Here is a 22,737-nt window from a genome sequence, read left to right as displayed (position 1 = left end):
CATGAACCTCATGGCACCCGCCTGGAAGAGGCAGCACAGGGACTCGGAGCGCCGCGACCCCCTGCGGAGTGACGGATGACCACCACGATCGACACGCCACCCGAGGCGTTCGCGGCCCTGCCGCTCCCTCCCGTCAGCGACATCACATCCGACCGGGCGCGCGGCGCCGACTGTCTCTGGGGCGGCGAGCGCCTCACCCCCGAGACGGCCGTGGACCTGGGCGAACAGCGGCTGCCGGACGGGACGTACTGGTACCCCCGGGCGTGCGCGGGACACGCGTCGACGGTCGCGCTCCAGGCGCTGTTCGAGCACGCGGGGGGCTGTGAGCGGTGCGCCGAGGTCGGCGGGCGCTGCGAGACCGGTGTGGCCCTGTACCGGATCGTCCGCCACGGCCGACGACGCCACTGAGCCCGGCTCCCCGTCGGCTCGGTCGGTGTATCCCGGCCGGGCCGACTCTCTCCCCCCGCCCCATCGCCCCCCGAGGAGAAGTCCATGGGCGTAACCCTGCCCGGCCCCGGTCCCATGCCCCCACGACCTTTACCGGCTGCGGCCCGCACGCTCGTCACCGACGACCGGTTCGCCGGCTGCCGCCGCACCGTAATGGACGCCAACCCCCGGATGACCGGCGAGACGGCCGGGCGCATCGTCGAGGAGGGCCTGAAGTTCGTCGTCGCCTGCTCCCGTAACTCCGGTGTCGGCCCCACCCACTACGACCCCCTGATCCTGGACCGGACCCGTGAGGCCATCGCGGCCCTCGGCTGGGAAGCGGACCCCGAGCTGTGGGGACCACCGTCCGACGAGACGCTGGTCTCGGTGGCGGCGAAGTGCCAGCACGCGCCGGAGTGCACGATCCGCCCGATGCCGAAGCCCGAACCACCGGTCGCGTGACGACGTAGCCTGACGACCGGAGGTGGCCATGCCCGAGTGGATCGACCCGCGGTACGCGGAACTGGTCGCGGCGTGGAAGCGTGCGCGGCGGCCGGACTCACGCAGCCCACGAGAAGAGCGGCCGGTACGCGGCTTCGTGGTACCGCGCAAGCCGTGACGAGACCCTGACTCCGCACCCTCAGGGGCTGCTCCAGAGGACTGTTCCACGGCAACGGACAGCCTCTGACATCCTCCTCAGAGATCCCGCACCAGGTCACACACCCCGAGGACGGACCCTCCCCTTGCCCGCTTCCCCTCCCCCACCTCCCGCCGAGCCGTTCCGTACGCCGCGTCTCGATCTGCTCCCCCTCCGGGTCGCCGACGCCGAGGAGATGGCGGAGGTGCTGGGCGACCCGGCGCTGCACGTCTTCATCGGCGGTGCTCCCAGCGGCGCCGAGGCCCTGCGCGCCCGCTACGAGCGGCTTGTCGCAGGGTCGCCCGATCCCGGGGAGACGTGGTGGAACTGGGTCGTACGGCAACGGGGCGACGCCCGCGCGGTCGGCACCGTCCAGGCGACCGTCACGGAGGGCGGCCGCCTGGCCGAGGTCGCGTGGGTGATCGGCACGCCCTGGCAGGGCCGCGGCATCGCCTCCGAGGCGGCCCGGGGACTCGTCGCCCATCTGCGCACGCGGGGCGTCCGTACGGTCGTCGCCCACATCCATCCCGACCACCACGCGTCAGCGGCGGTCGCCACGGCGGCGGGCCTGTCCGCGACGGAGGAGACGCAGGACGGGGAGGTGCGGTGGCGGTCCTAGACCGCCGCCCGGAGAGCGGGGAGCGCGTGGCACCGGACCCGTGACGGGTCGGCGGCTCATGTCAGGGCCGTGACCAGGAGGGTGAAGGCGGCGATGATGACCGCGACGCGGGCGTAGTGGAAGCGGTCCCAGCGGTTCATCTGTTCCTTCCAGTCGTCGGGGCGGTTGTCGGGGGTCCAGGTCTTGCCCCGGTTGTTGATCGGGACGAGCAGCAGGACCGACATGACCACGCTGAGCAGCAGCAACGCGCCCGCCGTGACGACCAGGCCCGTGCCGTCGTGGTCCCGGCGGGCCACCGCCCAGACCGCGACCAGCACGAGCGACGTGATGTACCAGACCGGCATCACCGCCCCGAGCATCCGGCCTCCGTGGGCGCGGCCGAGCTGGCCGCTGTCCTCGGGAAGGGCGTTGAGGATCGGGTTGATGACGAAGGCGACCGAGAACTCCACCCCCACCATCACGCCGACGGAGACGGTGGTGAACACCTCAAGTGCGTCGAGCATGACGACTCCCCACGAGCATTGAATCTAGCGCTGCTAGGTGATGTGGCAACGCTAGACCTACTGCCGCTTGATTGTCTAGCGATGCTAGGATTCCGTCATGTCGGTACAGGAACGCAAACAGCGCGAACGGGCGGAGCGCGAACGTCTCATCGTGGCGACCGCCCGCGAACTCGCCGAGCAGCAGGGCTGGGACGCGGTCACCACCCGTCGGCTCGCCGAGCGCATCGAGTACAGCCAGCCCGTCCTCTACAGCCACTTCCGCGGCAAACGCGAGATCATCGGCGCCGTCGCCCTCGAAGGCGCCATCGACATGGCCGCGGCGCTGCGGGCCGCCACCTCCGCCGTCTCCGCGACCTCCGCCGCGGACAGCACCCGCACCCGCGCCCGCGTCACCGCCCTCGCCCGCGCCTACCTCGACTTCGCCGCAGAGAATCCGGCGGTCTACGACGCCCTGTTCCAGCTCGACGGCGGTCTGGCCTTCGCCGCCGAGGAGACCCCGGAGCCGCTCAAGGACGCCTTCGCCGCCCTGCTGGAGAGCCTTGGCGACGTGGCCGGGGACGACGTCCATCCGGGGCTGTTCACCGAGGTGTTCTGGGCGGCCCTGCACGGACTCGCCACCCTGACCCGGGCCCGACGGCTCCCGCCGGAGGACACCGCGCGCAGGGTGGAGCTGCTGGTGGACCGGCTCGCCCGGATCTGATCCGCGGACGGCCGCCCCGACGGCGGGGCATCGGGGCTACCGGCGCACGGGCACACCTGCGTCAGGCAACCGGCGTACGGGCACACCGGCGTCACGCAACCGGCGTACGGGACTCCACGCGTACGCGCCTACGACGACGCCCGCTCCACCAGTTCCGTCGCCAGGACCACCTGGCGGCGTTCCAGGCCGCGGGAGACCGCCGGGCGGCGGTCGGCGATCTCGGCGAGGAGGAGGTCCAGCATGCGGCGGCCCATCTCCTCGATGGGCTGGCGGACGCTGGACAGCGGCGGGTCCATGTGGCGGGCGATGGCGGAGTCGTCGTAGCCGACCAGCGCGATGTCGTCGGGCACGCGGCGGCCCGCCTCGCGCAGCGCCTGGCGGGCACCGGCCGCCATCGGGTCGGAGCCCGCGAACACCGCGTCCAGGTCGGGGTTGCGGGCCAGCAGCTCGGTCATCGCGCGGTGGCCGCCCTCCTCGGTGAAGTCGCCCGCCGCGATGAGGCGTTCGTCCGGCGGGTGGCCCGCGTCGCGCAGGGCGTCACGGTAGCCGTCGAGGCGCCGCTGCGCGCCGTACACGTCGAGGCGGCCGGTGATGTGGGCGATGGTGCGGGCACCCCGTGCCAGCAGGTGCTCGACCGCCGACCGCGCGCCGCCGTAGTTGTCGGAGTCCACCGAGGGCAGGGTCTCCGCGGCCGAGCGCGGGCCGCTGATCACCGCCGGGATCTCCAACTGGGCCAGCAGGTCGGGCAGCGGGTCGTTGGCGTGGACGGAGACCAGCAGCACGCCGTCGACCCGGTGCGCGGCCAGGTACTGCGCGAGTCGGCGCCGCTCCCGGTCGCTGCCCGCGAAGATCAGCAGCAACTGCATCTCGGTGTCGCCCAGTTCGGCCCCGACGCCGCGGAGGATCTCCGAGAAGTACGGCTCGTTGAAGAACCGCGTCTCCGGCTCGGGCACGACCAGGGCGATCGCGTCCGTACGGTTCGCCGCCAGCGCGCGGGCGGCCGTGTTGGGGACGTAGCCCAGTTCGGCGACGGCCGCCTCCACGGCGGCCCGGGTCGCGTCGCTGACCCGCGGCGAGCCGTTGATCACCCGGGAGACCGTCCCGCGGCCCACGCCGGCGCGCGCGGCGACCTCCTCCAGGGTCGGGCGGCCACCGCTCCGTCCCCGCGCTCCGTGGCTTGCCATGGGCTCCGCCTTCCCGCGGTCGTCTCGCGCCGGTCGCGCCGGTCCCGTCGTGCGCACCGGTCATGTCAGCGCTTTCCGGTCCTGCTCATCCGGTCATCCTGCTCCGGCCTGGAATGTAACAGTCACAGCCGGTCCGACGGTCGTGGCCAGGAGTTCCGCCCGATCCGGACGGGGGCGGAACCTGGTCGGCACGGGGGGCGGAAGCTGGTCGGTACGGGGGTGGAAGCTGGTCGGTACGGGGTCGATACGGGTCCGGTACGAGGTGGAGTGCAGGTCCGAGGTGGGGTGCAGGTCCGATACGGGTTCGCGGCCCGGTCCGGGGCCCCCGCCCACGGCACGGCGCGGAACCCGCGCAACCCGCGCGCCCTCGGAAGAAGGCTCCGCAAGCCCCCCGGAAGGACCCCCTCCGAACCCCTCCACCCCCACCCCCGACCCGTGATACCACGGACCCCCGGGCATCCGGGGCGGCCGAAAAGCGTCGCCTCGTCGGCTTAGTTAACAGCCGGATAACTGAACGCATCTCCTCGCGCTCCCACCCTTGACACCCCCGCCCGAACCCGCGACTCTTCAACACATCACTTGTGGGAGCGCTCCCACGGTACCTGACACATACACATCCCGCACGTTCCCCGCCCGAGCCGCAGCGAGAAACTAACGGGCCCAACAATGCAGTTGGCCGGGGGGTCGGCACGTCAGGGCAACAGGAGGACGCAATGCGAGCACGTACCCGAAACTCGCGACGGGTAGTGGTCCTGGCGACGGTGGCGACGCTGGGCGCCGGGCTGCTGGCCGGCTGTGCCGACGACGGTGGAGACGGGGGTTCCGACAACTCGTCGTCCGGCGGCAAGGGCAAGACCACGATCACGCTCGGGCTCTTCGGCACGTTCGGCTTCAAGGAGGCCGGGCTCTACGACGAGTACGAGAAGCTCAACCCGAACATCAAGATCGCCGAGAACGTCACCGAGCGGAACGAGAACTACTACCCCGCGCTGGTCAACCACCTCACGACCAACAGCGGGCTCCAGGACATCCAGGCGGTCGAGGTCGGCAACATCGCCGAGGTCGTCGCCACCCAGGCGGGCAAGTTCCAGGACCTGTCCAAGGTTTCGGGTGTGAACAAGAGCGACTGGCTCGACTGGAAGTGGGCGCAGGCCACCACCCAGGACGGCAAGACGATCGGTTTCGGCACGGACGTCGGCCCGATGGCCATCTGCTACCGCACGGACCTCTTCAAGGCCGCCGGTCTGCCCACCGACCGCGCCGAGGTCGGCAAGCTCTGGGCGGGCGACTGGAACAAGTTCGTCGACGTCGGCGAGCAGTACAAGGCGAAGGCGCCCAAGGGCACCACCTTCGCGGACTCCCCCGGCGGCCTGCTGAGCGCGATCCTCGGCAGCGAGTCGGAGCGCTTCTACGACTCCTCCGGCAAGGTCATCTACAAGACCAACCCGGCGGTGAAGGCGGCCTTCGACCTCACCGCGAAGGCCGCCGAGGAGGGCCTGGTCGGCAACCAGACCCAGTTCCAGCCCGCCTGGGACACCAGCATCGCCAACAGCAAGTTCGCCGCGATGGCGTGCCCGCCGTGGATGCTCGGCTACATCAAGGGCAAGTCGAAGCCCGAGTCGGCCGGCAAGTGGGACGTGGCCGTGGCGCCCAAGTCCGCGAACTGGGGCGGGTCGTTCCTCTCCGTCCCGTCCAGCGGCAAGAACGTGAAGGAGGCGGAGAAGCTCGCCGCCTGGCTCACCGCGCCCGCCCAGCAGGCCAAGCTGTTCAAGGTGCAGGGCTCCTTCCCGAGCGCGCCCAGCACGTACACGATGCCCGAAGTCACCGGCGCCAAGAACGAGATGACCGGTGAAGCCCCGATCGGGACCATCTTCGCCGAGGCCGCCAAGGCCGCCCCGGTCCAGGTGATCGGCCCGAAGGACCAGATCATCGGCCAGGGCCTCGCCGACAACGGCGTCATCCTCGTCACCAAGGGCAAGTCGCCCGAGGAGGCCTGGGAGACGGCGACGAAGACCATCGACAACAACCTGGACAAGTGACCCGCATGGCCACTCGCCACGACACCGCCGCGCCCCCCTCGAAGGAGGGGGGCGCGGCCCCGGGCCGCCCGCAGGCCGGGCCCACCGAGGCGGACATCAGGCGCCGCGCCCGGCTCTCCCGGCGCTGGCAGCGCGACATCCGCTGGAGCCCGTACGCCTTCGTCTCCCCGTTCTTCCTGCTGTTCCTGGCGTTCGGGCTGTTCCCGCTGATCTACACCGGGTGGGCCTCGCTGCACCAGGTGGAGATGACCGCGCCCACCGACATGAACTGGGTGGGGCTGCGCAACTACACGCGGATCTTCGACGACGACTTCTTCTGGAACGCGGCGAAGAACACGCTGACCATCGGCATCATCTCGACCGTGCCGCAGTTGTTGATGGCGATGGGCCTCGCGCACATCCTCAACTACCGGCTGCGCGCCTCGACGTTCTACCGCGTCGCGATGCTCGCGCCGTACGCGACCTCCATCGCCGCCGCCTCCCTCGTCTTCGTCCTGCTCTTCGGCCGTGACTACGGCATGATCAACTGGGGCCTGGACCTGGTCGGGATCAGCCCGGTCGACTGGCAGAACGACCGCTGGCCGTCCCAGATAGCCGTCTCCTCGATCATCATCTGGCGCTGGACCGGCTACAACGCGCTGATCTACCTGGCCGCGATGCAGGCGATCCCGCAGGACCTCTACGAGTCGGCGGCGCTGGACGGCGCCAGCCGCTGGCAGCAGTTCCTCCACGTCACGCTGCCCGCGCTGCGCCCGACGATCCTCTTCACGGTGGTCGTCTCCACGATCGGCGCCAGCCAGGTCTTCGGCGAACCGCTGCTGTTCGACGCCAACAAGGGGGCGTCCGGCGGCGCGGAGCACCAGTTCCAGACGCTGGGCCTCTACCTCTACGAGCAGGGCTGGGTGAACCAGCACCTGGGCCGCGCCTCCGCGATCGCCTGGACGATGTTCCTGATCCTGATCGTGATCGGCATCGTCAACTACGTCATCTCGCGCCGGCTGCGCGCCAGTAGTTAGGAGTACGGCCGTGACGACGACACTGACTCCGCCGGAGCCGGAGACCGAGCCGCGCAAGACCCCCCGGGGCCGCGTCCTGCGGTCCAGGTCGGCCCGCGCGGGCGGACAGATGCACGCGGGACCGATCGCGTACGTGATCCTCGCCGTGTTCACCCTGGGCTCGCTGTTCCCGCTGGTGTGGACGGCGATCGCCGCCTCCCGCGACAACAACCGGCTGGCCCAGAACCCGCCGCCGTTCTGGTTCGGCTCCAACCTCTTCCGCAACCTGGACGTGGCCTGGAACGACGCCAACCTCGGCAAGGCCTTCGTCAACACCACGATCGTGGCGGGGACTTCGGCCGTCACCATCGTGATCCTGTCGACGATCGCCGGGTTCGCCTTCGCCAAACTGCGCTTCCGGGGGCGGGGCGCCCTCATGCTGATCGTGATCGGCACCATGATGGTGCCGCCGCAGCTCAGCGTGATCCCGCTCTACATGCTGGTCGCCAAGCTGGAGTGGACCGACCAGCTCCAGGCGGTCATCCTGCCTTCGCTGGTGAGCGCGTTCGGCGTGTTCTTCATGCGGCAGTACCTGATCCAGGCGCTGCCGGACGAGATCATCGAGGCGGCCCGGGTCGACGGCGCCAGCAGCTGGCGGGTGGTGTGGCACGTGGTGTTCCCCGCGGCCCGCCCGGCGATGGCCGTGCTCGGCATGCTGATGTTCGTGCAGACCTGGAACGACTTCCTCTGGCCGTTCCTCGTCCTGAGCCAGACCGGCAACCCGACCGTGCAGGTGGCGGTCGCGGGACTCGGCCGCGGGTACACCCCCGACCAGTCCCTGATCATGGCGGGCGCACTCCTCGGCACCCTCCCGCTGCTGCTGGTGTTCGCGATCTTCGGCAAGCAGATCGTGGGCGGCATCATGCAGGGCGCCGTGAAGGGCTGACGACCGCCCGGCGGGGGCGCGCGGGGCGTGAGTGCCGCGTGCGGTGCGGGTGGCGCGCGGGGCGTGTGGCGCGCGATGCGTGTGGCGCGTGATGCGCGATGCGTGTGATGCGTGTGGCGCGCGGTCGGTACGGCGGGCGGTCCGCACTGCGTGCGACGGCGCCTCCTGCTTCGCGCGGGGCCGGGTCATCGAAGCTCCGGCCCCACCACCGCCTTCTCTCCCCGCCCACCGCCCCTTCCCCCTTCTCGCCTTCCCTCTCCCCCTTCTCTCCTCTCCCCTTCCTCTCCTTCTTCCTTCCTCATCCTCCGTCGGTCTCGAAGACCTCGACGACCACCCATGGGAGCGCTTCCATGACTGAGTCCGCACAGCCGGCCAACCCGGTGACCTTCCCCGCCGGCTTCCACTGGGGCGCCGCGACGTCCGCGTACCAGATCGAGGGGGCGGTGCGGGAGGACGGCCGCACGCCCTCCATCTGGGACACCTTCAGCCACACCCCCGGCAAGACCGCCGGTGGCGAGACCGGTGACATCGCTGTCGACCACTACCACCGCTACCGCGACGACGTCGCGCTCATGGCCGACCTGGGCCTGACGTCGTACCGCTTCTCCGTCTCCTGGTCGCGGGTGCAGCCCACCGGGCGCGGACCGGCCGTCCAGCGCGGCCTGGACTTCTACCGCAAGCTGGTCGACGAACTGCTCGCCGCCGGCATCCAGCCCGCCGTCACCCTCTACCACTGGGACCTCCCGCAGGAACTGGAGGACGCGGGCGGCTGGCCGGAGCGGGACACCGCCCACCGGTTCGCCGAGTACGCGCGCATCGTCGGCGAGGCGCTCGGCGACCGCGTCGAACGCTGGATCACCCTCAACGAGCCCTGGTGCAGCGCCTTCCTCGGCTACGCGTCCGGCGTGCACGCCCCCGGCCGCACCGACCCGGCCGCCTCGCTGCGCGCCGCCCACCACCTCAACCTGGCGCACGGTCTGGGGACGACCGCGCTGCGCTCGGTGATGCCCGCCCGCAACCAGGTGGCGATCAGCCTCAACTCGGCCGTCGTGCGGCCGGTGTCGCAGTCGCCCGCCGACCTGGTCGCCGCCCGCACCATCGACGACCTCGCCAACGGCGTCTTCCACGGCCCGATCCTGCGCGGCGCCTACCCGGAGACGCTGTTCGAGGCGACCGCGTCGATCACCGACTGGTCGTACGTCCTCGACGGCGACCTCGCCACCGCCCACCAGCCGCTGGACGCGCTGGGCCTGAACTACTACACGCCCACCCTGGTCTCCGCCGCCGATCCCGACGCCAAGAGCCACGGCGCCGACGGCCACGGCGCCAGCGAGCACTCCCCCTGGCCCGGCGCGGACGGCGTCGCCTTCCACCAGACGCCGGGCGACCGCACCGAGATGGGCTGGACCATCGACCCGACCGGGCTGTACGACCTCCTGATGCGCTACACCCGCGACGCCCCCGGCCTGCCGCTCTACATCACCGAGAACGGCGCCGCCTACGACGACAAGCCCGACCCGGAGGGCCGCGTCCACGACCCCGAGCGCATCGCCTACCTCCACGGCCACCTGCACGCCGTACGCCGCGCCATCGCCGACGGCGCCGACGTGCGCGGCTACTACCTGTGGTCCCTGCTGGACAACTTCGAGTGGGCGTACGGCTACGAGAAGCGGTTCGGCGCGGTGTACGTGGACTACGCGACGCAGGAGCGGACCCCGAAGTCCAGCGCCCTCTGGTACAGCCGGGCGGCCAAGTCGGGCACCCTGCCGGAGCTGGAGAGCGCCTGAACGGACACGGTCGGCCGCCGCGGTACGACGGGCGGGCACGGGCGTCCCCGGGCGGGGCTCCCGCGTCCACCCCGGCCGGTGGTGCCGTCAGGGTGACCTGAGGTGACGTGAGACGAGGTGACGGGCGCGGTGTGCCGCCGGGGGGGCGGACCGCGCCCGTCCCCACGTCCGCCCGCACACGGCCTGCGGCCGTCAGGGGCCCGAGCGGCGGGCGCCCGGGAGCGACCGGCCCGGTCTGCGTCTTCGGAGACCGCCGGCGCCGCGGTGGCCCGCGCGCGCCGGGTTCCGGCCGCCGCCCGTCCCGGCCCGGCCTTCGCCGACGCCGACGCCGTCGGTCTGGATCCAGATCCGCACCTCGGTGCCGCCCAGCACGGACGAGCCGATCCGGACGTCCCCGCCGGTGGCTTCCGCGAGCCGCCGCACGATGTCCAGCCCCAGGCCGGTCGAGCCCGCGCTGCCCGAGCCGCGCCCGCGCGCCATCGCGGCCTCGGGGTCGGCTATCCCGGGCCCTGCGTCCGAGACGAGGACGATCACCGCGTCCTCGGCGTCGTGCACGTCGACCGCGAAGGCGGTGCGCTCCGGGGTGTGCCGGAAGACGTTGCCGAGGAGGGCGTCGAGGGCGGCGGCGAGGTCGGCGCGGGCCACGGGGATACGGACCGGGCGGTCGACCCCGGCGACCCGGACCTTGCGGTCCTCGTCCTCGGCGAGCGCCGACCAGAACGCCATCCGCTCCCGGACCACCTCGGCGGCGTCGCACCCGGCGCCCGGCCCGGCGGCGGCGGTCTGCGGCTTGGCCTCCCGCGCGGTACGGATGATGGTGTCGACCTCCCTCTCCAACTGGGCGACGGCGGCCCGGGTCTGGTCGGCGGCCGGGGAGTCGCCGAGGGAGGCCGCGTTGAGCCGCAGCACGGTCAGCGGGGTGCGCAGCCGGTGGGAGAGGTCGGCGGCCAGCTCCCTCTCGTTCGCCAGGAGTTGGACGACCTGGTCGGCCATGGAGTTGAACGCGACGGCCGCGCGCCGCAGTTCGCTCGGCCCGTCCTCGGGGACGCGCGCGCCGAGCTTCCCCTCGCCCAGGGCGCGCGCCCCCTCGCCGAGGCGCCGGGCGGGGCGCACCATGCGGACGCCGAGCCGGTCGGCGACGGCGACCGAGCCGACGACGAGGGCGGCGCCGACGGCCGCGAGGACCGCCCAGGCGGTGCCGACGCCGTGGCCGGTCTCCGACTCGGGGACGTAGACCTCCACGACCGCGGTGCCGAGGCCGAGGGCGACGGGCTGGAGCAGGGCGGAGCCGCCGGGGACCTCGGCGGTGGAGGCCCGGCCCAGCGCGCGGACGGCGGCGATGTCGGCGTCGGCGGCCCGCTGCCGCCCGAGGTCGAGGGCGGGGCGGCCGTCCCCGGCGGGGAGGTGCAGGGCCATGCCGTCGTCGGAGCCCGCGGCGGCCACCACCCGCTCCAACTGGTCGCGGTCGGTGGTGATGGAGAGGGCGGGCACCACGACGGCGGCCTCCCGTTCGGCGTTGGAGAAGGCGCGGTCGCGGACCATCTCCTTGATGACCAGGCCGAGCGGGACGGCGAAGGCCACCACGACCATGGTGGTGACCGCCAGACAGACCCTGACCAGCGCCCACCTCATCGCGGTGCCTCCCCCGCGGGCGGGCCCCCGGCGGGCGCCTCGCCGAACCGGGTCTCCTCCAGGGGCGGTTCCAGTTTCACGCCCACGCCGCGCAGGGTGCGCAGATAGCGGGGGCGGGCCGCCGTCTCCCCCAGTTTCCGGCGCAGCCAGGAGAGATGGACGTCGATGGTCTGGTCGTCGCCGTAGGACTGCTGCCAGACCTCGGCGAGGAGTTCGCGGCGGGGGACGACGACGCCGGGGCGGCCCGCGAGGAAGGCCAGCAGGTCGAACTCGCGGCGGGTGAGGTCGAGTCGGACGCCGTCCAGCTCGGCCTGGCGGCGCAGCGGGTCGACGGTCAGCCCGCCCACCCGCAGCACCTCGGAGGGCGGTGGCTCCCCGGCGGTCGCGCGGGAGCGGCGCAGGACGGCCGCCATCCGGGCGGAGAGGTGCTCCACGGAGAACGGCTTGGTGAGGTAGTCGTCCGCGCCCGCGTTGAGCAGGCGGACGATCTCCGTCTCGTCGTCGCGGGCGGTCGCGATGATGACGGGCACGTCGGTGATGCCGCGCAGCATCTTGAGGGCCTCGGAGCCGTCCAGGTCGGGCAGTCCGAGGTCCAGCACGACCAGGTCGAAGCGGAGATGGGCGACCTCGCGCAGCGCCTCCAGCGCCGTCCCGACGCTGCGCACGGTGTGCGCGGCCTCGGTCAGGTGCCGGATGAGCGCGGACCGCACGAAGGGGTCGTCCTCGACCACGAGCACACTTGCCATGCGCCGCACCGTACGCCATGCCGCGGAGCCGCATCCGGGCCTGTGGACAACTCCCCGCCTGTGGACAACGGGTGGTCCCGGTGGGGCAGGATGGCCCGCGATGCGCAGAGGACTCGTACTCGTACTGGCCTGGCTGCTCGCCACGGGCGCGGCGGTCACCCTGTCGTGGTGGGGTGTCCACACGGTCATGGCGGGCACGGCCTACGACCCGCCGCGGGCCGTGCCGTTGGCGGCCGCCGAGGCGCGGCCGGACGGCGGCGCGGGGCGGCCGGACGCGTCGTCCCCCGCCGCGCCCTCGGGCTCCCCCGCCGCGTCGGCGGCCCCGGACCCGGACGGTTCGGCGGGCCCCGCCGTCCCGCCCGGCTCGTCGGCGTCCGACGGCCCCGCGCCCTCCGCGTCGCCGGGCCCGACGCGGGGCACGCCCTCCCCTTCCGCACCACCGGCGTCCAAGGGGCCGTCCGGTGAGGTGAAGAGCTACGACACCGAAGGCGGGCGCGTGCTGTTCGACATCGGTACGGCGTCCGCGGCGCTGGTGTCGGCGACGCCGGGCGCGGGCTGGTCGATGCAGGTGTGGAAGACGGAGTCGTGGATCCGGGTGGAGTTCGCCTCGGGCGCGGACCGGGTGTCGGTGTTCTGCACCTGGCACGACGGCCCGCCGCGGGTGGAGGTCAACACGTACTGATCACCCGTACTGATCACACGTACCGATCAGTGGAATACCGAGGGCGGCGGGGCCGGTGAGGCGACCGCCGAGGCGTCCCGGACGGGGGCGGCGCCGCCGGTGAAGTCGGTGAGCGCCCTGCCGTGCTCGACGCGCGCGGGGTGCGGGTCGGAGGCGGCCCTGCGGGTCAGTCCGTCGGTCGGCAGCGTCCCGGCGGAGGCGACGAGCACGGCGTTGCCGAACCGTCTGCCGCGCAGGACGGCCGGGTCGGCGACGAGGGCGAGGTGCGCGAAGCGGGCGGCGGCGGTGGCGATCTGGCCGCGCAGGTGGCCGAGGGGCGGGCCGTCGGCGAGGTTCGCGGCGTAGAGCCCGCCGGGGGCGAGGGCGCGGCGGACCTCGTCGAGGAACTCCGTCGAGGTCAGATGGGCGGGGGTGCGGGCGCCGCTGAAGACGTCGGCGACGACCAGGTCGGCCCAGCCGTCCGGCACCTTGGCGAGTCCCTCGCGCGCGTCGGCCGTACGGACCCGGACGCGCGCGCCGGGGTCGAGGGGGAGTGCGCGGCGGACCAGGTGGACGAGGGCGGCGTCCCGCTCGACGACCTGCTGGGTGGAGCGGGGGCGGGTCGCGGCGACGTACCGGGCGAGGGTGAGGGCGCCGCCGCCGAGGTGCACGGCGCGCAGGGGGCGGCCGGGCGGCGCGGCGAGGTCGATGACGTGCCCGATCCGCCGCTGGTACTCGAAGGAGAGGTACGTCGGGTCGTCGAGGTCGACGTGGGACTGGGGCGCCCCGTCGATGAGCAGCGTCCAGGCCCGCGGGCGGTCGCGGTCGGGCACGAGCTGGGCGAGTCCGCCGTCGACCGGTTCGGCGACCACCAAGTCGGTGTCGCGTGCGCGCCGGGAGTTCCTGGACCGTGCCATGAGGGCATTTTCGCAGCCGCCGGGAGGTGCCGCCGCACCGGTGGCGGGGCGGCGCGGCCGGCCGGGCGGCGCGGGTCGCCGGGTGCCGCTCAGCGGCAGCTGTCGGCCGCCTCGATCAGGCGGGCGGCCTCGCCGAGCGCCCGCTGGAGGACGGCCGGATCGGTCGCGAGGTCCGCCTCGCCGGGCGGCAGGAGCCAGTCCGAGCCCTCGACCGGCGGTTCGGGGGCGAGTCTCAGGCCCCGGCCGTCGGTCTCCGTACAGGTGCTGCCGGGGACGTCCCACGCGGCGGCGGTGCCGGGCGGCACCAGGAAGCCGAGGGTGTCGTGTCCGTCGTCGTGGAGGACGGGGCCGACCGTCTCGCCCTCCCCGGCGCCCCGGCGCAGGATGTCGACGGCCTCCAGCCCGTGCCGCGTCGGCACGGTCACGAGGTCGCACGCGGGTCCGCACGACAGGGGGGAGCCGTCGCTCCGGCTGGTCTCCATCCGGGCCTCCATCGCAGCCACTTCACGGTCCGGCGGGTACAACGCGTGAGGCCGTCAAGGGCTACGGCGGAAGTACGCCGCAAAGGATGGCAGTTCATGGCAGATCTCGGATGAGATATCCGGTTTGTAGCCAAACACCGCGTGCCGCCCCGATCACAGCGGGTACGTTCATGCCCGCCGCACCAGGGTGATCGGACCGGCGTCCCGGTCGGCCCGTCCCTGGTCCGGCGTGGTTCGACGGTTCGCACGAGAGGACCCGGCCATGGCGTCGTCGACGGTGCCCCCACCCCGGCCCAACCGGCCAGCACGGCCGAACCTCGCCTTCCGGCACCTGCGCGGACAGCGCTCACCGGCCGAGTTCGCCGCCCTGGTCCGCAGGGCCGCGCGCGAGATCGGCGAGCGGGTCAGTTGCGACGCGCGCTACATCGGCCGCGTCGAGGCGGGCGAGATCCGCTGTCCCAACTACGCCTACGAGCGGGTGTTCCTGCACATGTTCCCCGGCCGCACGCTCACCGACCTCGGCTTCGCGCCCCGCTCGACCGTCCGGGGCCGGGGGGCGCGCGCCGCCGGGAACACCACCGACGGGGAGTGTGAGACGCCGGGGGTGCGGCATCCGTATGGGATGCGGGAGGCGTACGGGGCGCAGGCGTCCGCCGGGACCGGGCGGTCGTACGGCCCGCAGGCGCCGCAGGACCCCCGGGCACCGTACGACCCGCAGGACCCGCCCCACGCGCACCACCCGGTGCGTCCGCGCCACCCGCTCCACCCCTTGCCCGATCCGCACCACCTGTACGACACGCACCACAACGACGAGGAGAGCGACGTGCTGCGTCGCGCATTCATGACCGGCGGGGGCGCCACCGTGGCCGCCGCCACCCTGGGCCCGCTCGCGATCGCCCCGGACGCGTCGGCGGCGCAACGCCGTACCCGGCGCGTCGGAAGAGGCGAGGCGAGCGCCCTGGAGGAGGCGGTCCGCCGTATTCGGCTGCTGGACGACCGGCACGGCGCCGACGGCCTCTACCGGCGCGCGGCGGCACCCCTGCGCGCCGCCTACGCGCTGCTGGACGCCGGTACGGTCCGGCAGAGCACCGCCGACCGGCTCCACTCCGGCGCCGGGGAGCTGGCCATCTCGGTGGGCTGGCTGGCCCACGACTCGGGCCGGTTCGACGACGCGCGCTCGCACTACGCCGAGGCGCTCGCCACCGCCCGGACCGCCGGGGACGACGCCCTGGAGGCGCACGCCTTCTGCAACACGGCGTTCCTCGCGCGCGACGCGGGCCGCCCCCGGGAGGCCGTGCGCGCGGCGCAGGCCGCCCAGCGCGTCGCGCGCCCGCTGGGCTCGGCCCGGCTGATGTCGCTGCTCGCGCTGCGCGAGGCGGGCGGCTGGGCCGGGCTCGCCGACCGCACCGGCTGCGAGCAGGCGCTCGCCCGCGCGCACGCCCTGTACGGGCGGGGCCCCTCGGACGCCGACCCCGAGTGGATGAGCTTCTACGGCGACGCGGAGCTGGCGGGCCTGGAGGCGCAGTGCTGGTCCACGCTGGGCGACTGGCCGCGCGCGGCCCGGCACGCGCGGCGGGCGGCACGCCTCCAGGACCCCCACTTCACCCGCAACATCGCCCTCTACACGGCGGAGCTGGCCGACGACCTCGCGCGCGGCGGCCACCCCGACGAGGCGGCGGCGGCCGGGATGCGCGTCCTGGACCTGCTCGACCAGGTCCAGTCGTCCCGCATCCAGACGATGCTGGCGGGCACCGCGCGCGTGCTGCTCCCGCACCGCCGCGCCTCGGGCGTCTCCGAGTTCCTGGAGCGCCACTCCTCGGTGCCCCGGCGGGTGTGAGCCACGGCCGCGCGCGTCACGTGGAGCACGCGCGCGTCACGCGCCCCGCGCGCGCTCAGGCCGCCTCGCCCGCCAGGTCCAGGTGGCCGAGGTCGTTCCAGCTGTCGATGGCCGGTTCGCCGTAGGCCCAGCCCAGGACGGACAGGGAGGTGGGGTTCAGGCGGATGCGGGCCGCGAAGTCCAGGGGCTCGCCGAGCCAGCGGGCGCCTATGGAGCGCAGGATGTGGCCGTGGGCGAAGACCAGGACGTCACGGTCGGCGGAGCGGGCCCAGGCGACCACCTCGTCCGCGCGCGCGGCGACCTCCGCGAGGCTCTCGCCGCCGGGCACGCCGTCCCGCCAGATCAGCCAGCCGGGGCGGACGGCCTGGATCTCGGCGGGCGTCATGCCCTCGTACGCGCCGTAGTCGAACTCCAGGAGGGCGTCCCAGTCGGTGGCCCGGTCGCCGAAGCCCGCCAGGTCGCACGTGTCCCGCGCGCGCGACAGCGGGCTGGTGCGGACCTCGACACCGGGCAGCCCGTCGAACGGCGCGCGGCGCAGCCGCTCCCCGAGCAGGGCGGCGCCGCGCCGGCCCTCCGCCAGGAGGGGCACGTCGGTCCTGCCGGTGTGCTTGCCGGACAGCGACCACTGCGTCTGTCCGTGCCGGGCCAGCAGGATGCGCGGTGCCATGGGAATGCCTTCCGGGGGAAATCGGGAGCGGGACACCTCCATCATCGCGCACTCTGATCAGGGGCAACCCGGCGGGCGATCCCGGCGTCTTTGAGGGCCGGGGGCGTCCCGTTCGGGCGCTTTCAGCACGCCGTAAAGTGGCACCTCCGTGCCATCGGGGCGCCGGACGAAGGACGAAGGGGGAGGCGATCGGATGCCGCAGACCGAGACACCGGGCACCGAGGCTGCCCCGCGCACCCGGCCGCGCTGGTGGACGGAACTGCCGCTGATCGTCCTGGTGTACGCCTGCTACTCGGCGGGGCGGCTCCTCGCGCGCGGCGACGTCACCACCGCCGTCGACCACGGCCTGGCGATCCTGCGCGTCGAGAAGGTGCTGCGCATCAACGCCGAGCACCCGCTGAACCGGCTCTTCCGCGAGGAGACCTGGATCGGCGTCCCGGCCGACTTCTGGTACGCGTCGCTGCACTACATCGTCACGCCGGTCCTGCTGGTGTGGCTGTTCCGCTCGCGCGCGCTGCACTACCGGGCGGCCCGCACCTGGCTGATGACGTCGACGTTCATCGGCCTGATCGGCTTCACCCTGCTGCCCACCTGCCCGCCCCGGCTGCTGTCGGCGGAGCACGGGTTCGTCGACACCATGGCGCAGTACAGCGCGTACGGCTGGTGGGGCGGGGAGGCGAGCGCGCCGCGCGGGCTGGGCGGCATGACCAACCAGTACGCGGCCATGCCGAGCCTGCACGTCGGCTGGGCGCTGTGGTGCGGGGTGATCCTCTGGCGGCACGGGCGGACGCCCCTCGCGCGCGTGGCCGCCGTGGTCTATCCGCTGGTGACGACGATCGTGGTGATGGGCACCGCGAACCACTACTTCCTCGACGCCGTCGCGGGCGCCGCCGTGATGGGCGCGGGCCTGCTGCTGACGCCGCTGGTGCTGCGCCGCGCGGACCGCGCCAAGGCCGCCCTCGCCGCCCGCTTCCCCGCGCTCGCCGCCAAGCTGGACCCGGGCACGGCGACCCCGGCCCCCGCCTCCGCTGCGGCCGCCGCGCCGGAGCCCGTCGCCCCGGCCGGGGACCTCGTCCCGGCCGCAACTGTGGGCGCACGGGCCTCGATTGTCAGTGGCGGATGCCAGACTTCCACGGGTGAACGAATTCCACGGCAGCGCGAGTCGCCGTTCGGGCCCGGAGCCGACCCGGGTGCCTCCCCCTCGGACGCGGGGGACGGCGCTCCGGCAGCGGCTCGCTGACCTGCGCGGCCCGGAGGTCCCGGCCAAGGCGCTGGACGCCCGCGCCCTCGCGGCGCTCGCCGCGAACCCGGGCTGCGACCGGCGGGCCCTCCTCGACGGCGCCGGGGTCGACAAGACGGCGCTGGCGAGCGCGCTGGGCTCGCCCTCGGCGTTCGGCCAGTCCCAGTTCGCGCTCACGCGCGGCAACGCGTTCGAGGCGAAGGTCAAGGCCGACGGCGGCGCCGAGCTGCTGCGGCTGGTGCGGGAGAAGCTGGACCCGCGCGCCGAGCCGCCCACCGCGGCGCACGTCCCCGACCTCGCGGCGTACGGGCCCGAGGGCCGCACCGCGCGCACGGCGCTCGCGCTGCGCGAGGCGACGGAGGCCGCCGCGGCGGACGGCACGTGGACGCTGCTGGACCACCCGATGCTCGCGCTGGACGTGGCCGGGTCCCCCGCCTTCCTGGAGCCGGACGCGGTCGTCGTCCACCCCGGCGGCGGCTGGACCGTCGTGGAGATCAAGTCGTTCCCCATGCTGGACGGCTCGGCCGACCCGGCGAAGGTCGGCGCCGCCGCCCGCCAGGCCGCGGTGTACGTGCTGGCACTGGAGGCGGTCGCCGCCCGCCTCGACCCCGCGCCGCCCGTCCACCACCGGGTGCTGCTGGTCTGCCCCAAGGACTTCTCCAACCAGCCCACCGCGTCCGCCGTGGACGTGCGCAAGCAGCGCGCGGTCACCCGCCGCCAGCTGGAGCGCCTCACCCGCATCGAGGACATCGCCGACACCCTCCCCGAGGGCACCTGCTTCTCCCCCGAGCTGTCCGCCGAGCGGCTCACCGAGGCCGTCGAGGCCGTCCCCGCGACGTACGCGCCCGAATGCCTGGCCGCCTGCGAGCTGGCCTTCCACTGCCGCGCCCGCTCCCGCGCCGCCGGAGCGGTGACCACCCTGGGCCGCCCGGCCCGCGCCGAGCTGGGCGGCCTCGCCACCGTCGAGGACGTCCTGGCCGCCGCGCGCGGCGAGGCGGGCGACCCCGACGACCCGGCGGTCGCCGCCCTGCGCCGGGCCGCGCGACTGCGCCGCGAGGCCCTGACCGACGCCGACGCCCTGGGGGCGCCGTGTCCCTGATCACCACCCTCGCCCGGCTGGAGGCCATCAGCACCGGCCGCGCCCAGCCCACCGCGACCGTCCGCCACCGCCACCTCGCCGACCGGCCGCTGGTGTTCGTGCCGCTGACGACGGCCGGTGAGGCGGGCGCCCCGCTCGGCGCGCTGGTCGGCACCGACCGGGACGCGCCCCGGCTGCTCGTCGTGCCGCAGCCCCGCGACCGGGACCTGCGGTTCGTGTTCCTCGCCGACCTGGCCGACGTCGTCCTGCCGTACATCGACTCCTACGCCGACACCGTCGAGGCCGCCGAGCGCGCGGAGACCGACCCGGAGACCGGCAAACGGGTCAAGGTCGAGGTCGAGCTGTGCGCGGACGCGCCCCAGCTGATCGTGCCGAGCCGCGCGGGCGTCGACCTGGTCCGCCTCCTGGGCCGCTCCATGCGGTTCCGGCGTACGGCGGAGCAGGACCCGGAGACGCCGTATCCCGCGCCGCCGCGCGTGCCGCTCCTCGGCCGCTGGCTGACGCACTACGGGGAGCGCGCCCGGGTGCCCGGCTCGTCGCTGCTGCTGGCGCTCACCGAGGTCCTCGGCCGGCACTGGGCGACCGGGCAGTCCGGCCTGGAGGACCAGCACCTGGGCGCGCTGCTCGCCTGGACCGACCCGCCCGCGGGCGCCACGGGCGCGGAGGCGGCGCTGCGCGCGGAACTCGCGCGCGACGAACGCGGCCAGTTGCTGACCCCGCCCGCCGGTCCGGCCACCGACCCGGCGTTCGACAACAAGCTGCTCGCCCCCGCGATCGAACGCCATCACCACGCGCGCACCGCGCTGGCCGCCGCCCAGGACGGTCTGGAGGCCGACGACCGGCTCGGCGAGCTGACCGCGGCGGAGCGCGTGGTGTACGACCTGGTGCTCAGCCGGACCCTGCCCACCTGGGAGAACGTGTGGCGGGGCATCGACCTGCTGCGCGCGCTGCCCGAGGGGGCGCGCGTCGGGGAGCGGTGGACGCGCGACCGCTGGTCGTTCACCGGCCACCGCGACCGGGTGACCGCCGGGGAGCCCCCGCAGCCCCGCCGCGACGACGCCGTCACCGCCGCCAACAAGCTCGCCACGCGCGAACGCGAGCAGGCCCGGCTCGACGCGCAGGAGGCCCTCGACGACCCGCTGGTGATGGCGGGGCGGCGGCTGGCCGGGGAGGCGTTCGCGGGCGAGGTCGTCGACGTCGTCATGGCGTACAGCGAGGGGAAGCGGCCGAGTCCGCGCCCGCTGGTGACCGTGCGCACCGACGACCGGCCGCACGTGGCGGAGCGCGCGCGGGCCTACCGCGCGCTCGGCGGCAAGCCGCAGGCCGCGGAGTTCGTCGGCCGGGAGGCCGAGGACCTGCTGGTGCTGCGGATCGTCGACAAGATGGGCCGCGGCAAGGAACCGGAGCCCGGCTCGGTGCCCGAGAAGGGCGACCGGGTCTGCTTCACGCTCTTCGAGCACGAGCAGCGCGGCGGCGCGAAGCTGCCCGACCCGGAGGACACGCCGTGGACGCACGGCGGGCCGCCCGGCGAACCGGTCGCGGAGGCCGCCGACCCCGTCACCCAGGAGGACACCCTGTGACCACCGAGGCCGTCTTCGACCCCGGTACGGCCGCGACCCGCGCCACCGACGCCATCCTCCACGACACGCTGCACGGCACCGCGCGCGGCGTCGTCGTGGACTCCCCGCCCGGCGCGGGCAAGTCCACGCTGGTGGTGCGGGCCGCGCTGGAGCTGGCCGGGGCGGGCCGCCCGCTGATGGTGGTCGCGCAGACCAACGCCCAGGTGGACGACCTGGTGCTGCGGCTCGCCGAGAAGAGCCCCGACCTGCCGGTGGGCCGCCTGCACAGCAGCGACACCGACGCCTACGACAAGGCCCTCGACGAGCTGCCGCACGTACGGAAGTCGGCGAAGGCCGCCGACCTGGCGGGGCTGCCGGTGGTGATCTCGACGGCGGCGAAGTGGGCGCACGTGAAGGTCGACGAGCCGTGGCGGCACGCGATCGTCGACGAGGCGTACCAGATGCGCTCGGACGGGCTGCTGGCCGTGGCCGGGCTGTTCGAGCGGGCGCTGTTCGTGGGCGACCCGGGGCAGCTCGACCCGTTCTCGATCGTGGGCGGCGACCAGTGGGCGGGCCTGTCGTACGACCCGTCGTCGTCGGCGGTGACCACGCTGCTCGCGCACAACCCGGAGCTGCCCCAGCACCGGCTGCCGGTGTCCTGGCGGCTGCCCGCGTCGGCGGCGCCGCTGGTGTCGGCGGCCTTCTACCCGTACACCCCGTTCCGCAGCGGCACCGGCCACGGGGACCGGCGGCTCTCCTTCGCGGTCCCGTCGGACGGCTCGGGTCCCGACCGCGTCATCGACGAGGCGGCGGTCTCCGGCTGGGGCCTGCTGGAGCTGCCCGCCCGGCACACCCCGCGCACCGACCCCGAGGCGGTGGGGGCCGTCGCGGCGGTCGTGCGGCGGCTGCTGGACCGGGGCGGGGCGGCCGTCTCCGAGCGCTCCCCCGACCCGACGCCGCTCACCGCGGACCGGGTCGCCGTCGGCACCGCGCACCGCGACCAGGCGGCGGCCGTGCGCGCGGCGCTCGCCGACCTGGGCGTCGGGGACGTCACCGTGGACACCGCGAACCGGCTCCAGGGCCGCGAGTTCGACGTCACCGTCGTGCTCCACCCGCTGTCCGGGCGGCCCGACGCCACCGCCTTCCACCTGGAGACCGGCCGTCTGTGCGTCCTCGCGTCCCGGCACCGGCACGCGTGCGTGGTGGTGTGCCGGGCGGGCGTGAGCGACCTCCTCGACGACTATCCGTCCACCGAGCCCGTCCAGCTCGGCACCCTCGTGAAGTTCCCGGACGGCTGGGAGGCCAACCACGCGGTCCTGGCGCACCTGGCGGAGCACCGGGTGGCGTGGGCCCCGTGACGCGAGGGAGACCCGTGGCGCGCGAAGCCCGGTGACGCCGCCCGCGGTGCCGGTCCCCGTGCGGGAACATCCCGGCGGCCGGAAGCCTTGAGACTGCGGGCCCGAGGGCCTCTTGCGCGGCCGGGGGACAATGGTGGGTGGTCCGCTCACCGGGAGCGCCCACCGCACACGCACCACGGCCGCCCCCGGACGACCCGCACGACGCACGACCGGCACGACCCGTACGACCCCGACGGACCGCACACGCACGACGCCGGACCCGCACGACGCACCACCTGACCGACCACGATCGAAGAGGAGAAGACATGGCGGAGCCCACGCCGCGTCCGAACGAATCGCGGCTACGCCCCGCGCCCCTGCTCTTCGAGCCCGCGCAGGCGGCCGGAGACGCGGAGCACTTCTTCGACCTGGAGTCGATGGACGACCCCGGGAAGCTGCTGGCGCGCGCCACGGAACTGACGCAGGCGTTCCGCGCGGCGGCGGACCGGGCGATGGAGTTCCAGGCGATGGCGGCGGCCCAGCTCGCCGACCCGCGCCGCTTCGACCGGCTGACGACGGCGGACATCGCCGACCGCGCCGAGTGGACCGAGGACTACGCGGTGAAGATGGTCGAGTTCGGCCGTGACCTGCTGCGGGGCGACCCGGAAGGACTCGGTTCCGCCGACCCCGTGTGAGCGGCGGCCCCCGGACGAGGGCGGTGCCG

At 74.2% G+C, this 22,737-nt stretch carries 22 protein-coding genes; 15 read left to right on the top strand and 7 right to left on the bottom strand.

The window, feature by feature from the left end; translation table 11 throughout:
* The first annotated feature begins 75 nt into the window (after positions 1–75).
* From ACIQPQ_RS00530 to ACIQPQ_RS00520, 3 genes are all read left to right on the top strand, one after another.
* Positions 76–408, top strand: coding sequence for a hypothetical protein (locus ACIQPQ_RS00530; protein ID WP_401297848.1), 333 nt, complete (start codon positions 76–78; stop codon positions 406–408).
* Between the two features lie 84 nt (positions 409–492).
* Positions 493–888: a hypothetical protein gene (locus ACIQPQ_RS00525; RefSeq protein ID WP_401297845.1), complete on the top strand. Its 396-nt coding sequence runs from the start codon at positions 493–495 to the stop codon at positions 886–888.
* Positions 889–1,169: 281 nt separating this feature from the next.
* Positions 1,170–1,682 carry a GNAT family N-acetyltransferase gene (locus ACIQPQ_RS00520; RefSeq protein WP_401297842.1) on the top strand — a complete coding sequence of 171 codons (513 nt, stop codon included), beginning with the start codon at positions 1,170–1,172 and terminating at the stop codon, positions 1,680–1,682.
* A 56-nt stretch (positions 1,683–1,738) separates the two neighbouring features.
* Here ACIQPQ_RS00520 and ACIQPQ_RS00515 read toward each other — a convergent pair whose 3' ends face one another.
* On the bottom strand, positions 1,739–2,185 hold the full coding sequence (locus ACIQPQ_RS00515) for an anthrone oxygenase family protein (protein ID WP_401297840.1): 447 nt from the start codon (positions 2,183–2,185) through the stop codon (positions 1,739–1,741).
* A 97-nt stretch (positions 2,186–2,282) separates the two neighbouring features.
* Here ACIQPQ_RS00515 and ACIQPQ_RS00510 point away from each other — a divergent pair, with 97 nt between their 5' ends.
* Entirely contained in the window at positions 2,283–2,885 is a 603-nt protein-coding gene (locus tag ACIQPQ_RS00510; RefSeq protein ID WP_401297837.1) for a TetR/AcrR family transcriptional regulator, read from the top strand.
* A 128-nt stretch (positions 2,886–3,013) separates the two neighbouring features.
* Here the strand turns inward: ACIQPQ_RS00510 and ACIQPQ_RS00505 are convergent, their stop codons facing one another.
* Positions 3,014–4,069 (bottom strand): LacI family DNA-binding transcriptional regulator, encoded by a 1,056-nt coding sequence (locus ACIQPQ_RS00505; protein WP_401297834.1) that lies wholly within the window; start codon positions 4,067–4,069, stop codon positions 3,014–3,016.
* A 713-nt stretch (positions 4,070–4,782) separates the two neighbouring features.
* On the opposite strand from ACIQPQ_RS00505, the gene ACIQPQ_RS00500 reads away from it, so the two are divergent.
* The 4 genes from ACIQPQ_RS00500 (at position 4,783) to ACIQPQ_RS00485 (ending at position 9,836) form a co-directional block, all read left to right on the top strand.
* Positions 4,783–6,108, top strand: coding sequence for an ABC transporter substrate-binding protein (locus ACIQPQ_RS00500; RefSeq protein ID WP_401297832.1), 1,326 nt, complete (start codon positions 4,783–4,785; stop codon positions 6,106–6,108).
* A 5-nt stretch (positions 6,109–6,113) separates the two neighbouring features.
* Positions 6,114–7,124, top strand: coding sequence for a carbohydrate ABC transporter permease (locus ACIQPQ_RS00495; RefSeq protein WP_401297829.1), 1,011 nt, complete (start codon positions 6,114–6,116; stop codon positions 7,122–7,124).
* 10 nt (positions 7,125–7,134) lie between these two features.
* Complete coding sequence (locus tag ACIQPQ_RS00490; RefSeq protein WP_383768085.1) at positions 7,135–8,049, top strand: carbohydrate ABC transporter permease; 915 nt, start codon at positions 7,135–7,137, stop codon at positions 8,047–8,049.
* A 350-nt stretch (positions 8,050–8,399) separates the two neighbouring features.
* Positions 8,400–9,836 (top strand): GH1 family beta-glucosidase, encoded by a 1,437-nt coding sequence (locus tag ACIQPQ_RS00485; RefSeq protein ID WP_383768087.1) that lies wholly within the window; start codon positions 8,400–8,402, stop codon positions 9,834–9,836.
* 192 nt (positions 9,837–10,028) lie between these two features.
* Here ACIQPQ_RS00485 and ACIQPQ_RS00480 read toward each other — a convergent pair whose 3' ends face one another.
* Together ACIQPQ_RS00480 and ACIQPQ_RS00475 are read right to left on the bottom strand one after the other, a co-directional pair.
* Positions 10,029–11,468: an ATP-binding protein gene (locus ACIQPQ_RS00480; protein ID WP_401297826.1), complete on the bottom strand. Its 1,440-nt coding sequence runs from the start codon at positions 11,466–11,468 to the stop codon at positions 10,029–10,031.
* The gene (locus ACIQPQ_RS00475) at positions 11,465–12,214 is read right to left on the bottom strand and encodes a response regulator transcription factor (protein ID WP_401297823.1); all 750 of its coding nucleotides are present in this window, start codon (positions 12,212–12,214) and stop codon (positions 11,465–11,467) included. Before ACIQPQ_RS00475 ends, ACIQPQ_RS00480 begins: the two co-directional genes overlap by 4 nt.
* 100 nt (positions 12,215–12,314) lie before the next feature.
* Between ACIQPQ_RS00475 and ACIQPQ_RS00470 the strand changes: the two genes are divergently transcribed.
* Positions 12,315–12,896, top strand: coding sequence for a hypothetical protein (locus ACIQPQ_RS00470; RefSeq protein WP_401297820.1), 582 nt, complete (start codon positions 12,315–12,317; stop codon positions 12,894–12,896).
* Positions 12,897–12,922: 26 nt separating this feature from the next.
* On the opposite strand, the gene ACIQPQ_RS00465 is transcribed toward ACIQPQ_RS00470, so the two are convergent.
* Together ACIQPQ_RS00465 and ACIQPQ_RS00460 are read right to left on the bottom strand one after the other, a co-directional pair.
* The gene (locus ACIQPQ_RS00465; RefSeq protein ID WP_401297817.1) at positions 12,923–13,792 is read right to left on the bottom strand and encodes a spermidine synthase; all 870 of its coding nucleotides are present in this window, start codon (positions 13,790–13,792) and stop codon (positions 12,923–12,925) included.
* 89 nt (positions 13,793–13,881) lie between these two features.
* The gene (locus ACIQPQ_RS00460; RefSeq protein ID WP_401297814.1) at positions 13,882–14,274 is read right to left on the bottom strand and encodes a hypothetical protein; all 393 of its coding nucleotides are present in this window, start codon (positions 14,272–14,274) and stop codon (positions 13,882–13,884) included.
* A 262-nt stretch (positions 14,275–14,536) separates the two neighbouring features.
* Here ACIQPQ_RS00460 and ACIQPQ_RS00455 point away from each other — a divergent pair, with 262 nt between their 5' ends.
* A complete protein-coding gene (locus ACIQPQ_RS00455) occupies positions 14,537–16,111 on the top strand; it encodes a hypothetical protein (protein WP_401297811.1) in 1,575 nt (524 codons plus the stop codon).
* Between the two features lie 55 nt (positions 16,112–16,166).
* On the opposite strand, the gene ACIQPQ_RS00450 is transcribed toward ACIQPQ_RS00455, so the two are convergent.
* Complete coding sequence (locus tag ACIQPQ_RS00450; RefSeq protein WP_401297809.1) at positions 16,167–16,778, bottom strand: histidine phosphatase family protein; 612 nt, start codon at positions 16,776–16,778, stop codon at positions 16,167–16,169.
* 193 nt (positions 16,779–16,971) lie between these two features.
* On the opposite strand from ACIQPQ_RS00450, the gene ACIQPQ_RS00445 reads away from it, so the two are divergent.
* From ACIQPQ_RS00445 to ACIQPQ_RS00425, 5 genes are all read left to right on the top strand, one after another.
* A complete protein-coding gene (locus ACIQPQ_RS00445; RefSeq protein WP_401297806.1) occupies positions 16,972–18,018 on the top strand; it encodes a phosphatase PAP2 family protein in 1,047 nt (348 codons plus the stop codon).
* Complete coding sequence (locus tag ACIQPQ_RS00440) at positions 17,969–19,117, top strand: hypothetical protein (RefSeq protein ID WP_401297804.1); 1,149 nt, start codon at positions 17,969–17,971, stop codon at positions 19,115–19,117. Before ACIQPQ_RS00445 ends, ACIQPQ_RS00440 begins: the two co-directional genes overlap by 50 nt.
* Positions 19,108–20,697 carry a hypothetical protein gene (locus ACIQPQ_RS00435; RefSeq protein ID WP_401297801.1) on the top strand — a complete coding sequence of 530 codons (1,590 nt, stop codon included), beginning with the start codon at positions 19,108–19,110 and terminating at the stop codon, positions 20,695–20,697. Before ACIQPQ_RS00440 ends, ACIQPQ_RS00435 begins: the two co-directional genes overlap by 10 nt.
* Positions 20,694–22,034 carry an AAA domain-containing protein gene (locus ACIQPQ_RS00430; protein WP_401297798.1) on the top strand — a complete coding sequence of 447 codons (1,341 nt, stop codon included), beginning with the start codon at positions 20,694–20,696 and terminating at the stop codon, positions 22,032–22,034. Before ACIQPQ_RS00435 ends, ACIQPQ_RS00430 begins: the two co-directional genes overlap by 4 nt.
* Positions 22,035–22,339: 305 nt before the next feature.
* Complete coding sequence (locus tag ACIQPQ_RS00425; RefSeq protein ID WP_401297795.1) at positions 22,340–22,708, top strand: hypothetical protein; 369 nt, start codon at positions 22,340–22,342, stop codon at positions 22,706–22,708.
* Positions 22,709–22,737 lie beyond the last annotated feature (29 nt).

This window comes from Streptomyces sp. NPDC091281, assembly GCF_044757425.1.
GTDB lineage: Bacteria > Actinomycetota > Actinomycetes > Streptomycetales > Streptomycetaceae > Streptomyces.
Note: the sequence above shows the minus strand (reverse complement) of the source record. Positions and strands in the feature narration are given on the sequence as shown.